At 65.7% G+C, this 2487-nt stretch carries 2 protein-coding genes and 1 pseudogene; all 3 read left to right on the top strand.

Annotation, left to right across the window (positions count from 1 at the left end):
• Positions 1–16: 16 nt before the first annotated feature.
• A pseudogene (locus A5651_RS08500) lies at positions 17–679 on the top strand (J domain-containing protein); the annotation flags it as partial.
• The gene (locus A5651_RS08495) at positions 676–993 is read left to right on the top strand and encodes a chaperone modulator CbpM (protein ID WP_066978204.1); all 318 of its coding nucleotides are present in this window, start codon (positions 676–678) and stop codon (positions 991–993) included. The pseudogene A5651_RS08500 and the gene A5651_RS08495, both read left to right, overlap by 4 nt.
• Positions 975–2487: ATP-dependent Clp protease ATP-binding subunit (locus A5651_RS08490; RefSeq protein ID WP_156662739.1), on the top strand; the 1513-nt coding region annotated here is incomplete at its 3' end. The genes A5651_RS08495 and A5651_RS08490, both read left to right, overlap by 19 nt.

Raw genomic sequence — 2487 nt, 5'->3', positions numbered from 1 at the left:
TTGAGGCCTAAACCGGTTCGCAGGCGTTGGATTCGGGCGGCGACGGCCACCGCGGACGGGTCGAAGCACGGGAGGTTTCGGCGGCGGAGCGGGTATCAACATCGAAGACCTCTTCGGCGACATGTTCAGCGGCGGTGGGGGGTTCGGGCCGGCCCCGGGTGCCGACCAGGAGGCCCAGCTCGAGCTGACGGTCGAGGAGGCCTATCGCGGCGGGAAGCGGCAGATCTCGCTCGGCGAACGCAATTACACCGTCAACATTCCGGCCGGCGTTGTCGACGGACAACGCATCCGTCTGGCGGGCGAGGGGGGCCGGGGACGCGGTGACGGACCGCCGGGGGACCTATACCTGATCGTTCGGATCAAGCCGGACAAGCGCTTCCGGCTCGAGGGTCGCGATGTCATTGCTGAGCTACCGGTGTCGCCGTGGGAGGCGGTGCTCGGCGCCACGGTTGCGGTGCGCACGCCGGGCGGTGAGGCGAAAGTGAAGGTGCCTTCCGGCTCCTCCACCGGCAGACGACTGCGCCTCCGCGGAGAGGGGATGCCCAATCCCAGGGGCCAGCCGGGTGACCTGTTCGCCGAGATCAAGATCGTGGTCCCACGCAAACCCACTGAAACGGAACGCGAGTTGTTCGAGCAGTTGGCTGCGCAGTCCACGTTCGATCCGAGGAGGTCACGATGACGACGCCACGTTACGTTTTGGTGCGGCGTCCGGTGTTGTCGCTTGACCAGATGGCGCGTCGATCAGGGCTGCATCCGGACATGGTTCGTCGTCTGGTCGCGCTCGGTCTGCTGCCGTGCAGACCGGATTCCGATAAGGAGCCGTGCTTCGACCCGTCCGCGGTGGCCGTCGCCGCCCGAATCCAACGCCTGCGAACCGGTTTAGGCCTCAACTACGCGGCGATCGGACTGGTACTCGACCTACTCGACCGCATCGAGCGACTCGAATCGGCGGCACGCCGAGAAAGGACCTTATTGTGGACGTCAACAGTCTGACGCAGAAGTCGCAGGAGGCGCTGCAGGAGGCGCAGAGCATCGCGACCCGGCTGGGTCACACCGAAGTGGACGGCGAGCACCTGCTGGCCGCCTTGATCGACCAGCCAGAAGGTTTGGTTCCGCGTCTGCTTGCCGCCGCCGACGTCGACGTCGCAGGTATCCGCGCGGATCTGCAACGCGAACTGGAGCGCAGGCCCAAGGTCAGTGGTCCAGGCGCAACGCCGGGCCAGGTGTCGGTCACCCGGCGTCTGGCGAAGGTGCTCGAGGCCGCCGAGCGGGAAGCCAAGCGGCTCAAGGATGAATACGTCTCGGTCGAGCACCTTGTGATGGCACTCGCCGAGGAGGGTACGTCGACGGCGGCGGGTCGAATACTGGCGAGCCACAACGTGACTCGTGACTCATTCCTCTCGGCGCTGACCAAAGTACGCGGTAACCAACGGGTGACGTCCGCGACGCCGGAGGGCTCCTACGAAGCCCTGGAGAAGTACGGCCGTGATCTGGTCGCCGAGGCGCAATCCGGCAAGCTCGACCCGGTGATCGGACGGGATGCCGAGATCCGCAGGGTGATTCAGATCCTGAGCCGCAAAACCAAGAACAATCCGGTGCTGATCGGCGACCCCGGTGTAGGCAAGACAGCGATCGTGGAGGGCCTGGCGCAGCGAATCGTGCGTGGCGACGTGCCGGAAGGTTTGCGGGACAAGACCATCTTCTCGCTTGACATGGGCTCGTTGGTGGCAGGCGCAAAGTACCGCGGCGAGTTCGAGGAACGGCTGCAGGCGGTGCTCTCCGAGGTGAAGGCGGCCGACGGCCGCATCCTGTTGTTCGTCGACGAGTTGCACACCGTGGTGGGCGCGGGAGCGGTAGAGGGCTCTCTGGACGCGGGAAACATGCTCAAGCCCATGCTCGCGCGCGGTGAGTTGCACATGATCGGCGCAACCACGCTCGACGAGTACCGCAAGCACATCGAAAACGACGCCGCCTTGGAGCGTCGCTTTCAAACCGTCTTGGTCGATGAACCCGATGTCGAGGACACCATCTCGATCTTGCGTGGACTACGCGAGCGCCTCGAGGTCTTCCACGGCGTGAAGATCCAGGACGTTGCTCTGGTGGCCGCCGCCACGCTGTCGCACCGCTACATCACCGACAGGTTCCTTCCCGACAAAGCGATCGACCTCGTCGACGAGGCATGCGCCCGGCTGCGTACCGAGATCGACTCCATGCCGGCGGAACTCGATGAGATCACCCGCCGCGTCACCCGCCTGGAGATCGAGGAGGCGGCGCTGTCGAAAGAGACCGACCCGGCCAGCGAGACTCGGCTGCAAGAGCTCCGGAAAGAGCTGGCCGATCTGCGCGCGGAGGCCGACTCCATGCACGCGCAGTGGGACGCCGAGCGGCAGGCGATCAAGCGCGTCCAGGAACTGCGCGAGCAACTGGAGCAGCTTCGACGCGACGCCGAGGAAGCGGAGCGCAACTACGACCTCAACCGCGCCGCCG

The sequence above is a fragment of the Mycobacterium sp. 1274761.0 genome, from assembly GCF_001668615.1.
Lineage (GTDB): Bacteria > Actinomycetota > Actinomycetes > Mycobacteriales > Mycobacteriaceae > Mycobacterium.
This window is presented reverse-complemented; position numbering and strand designations above follow the sequence as displayed.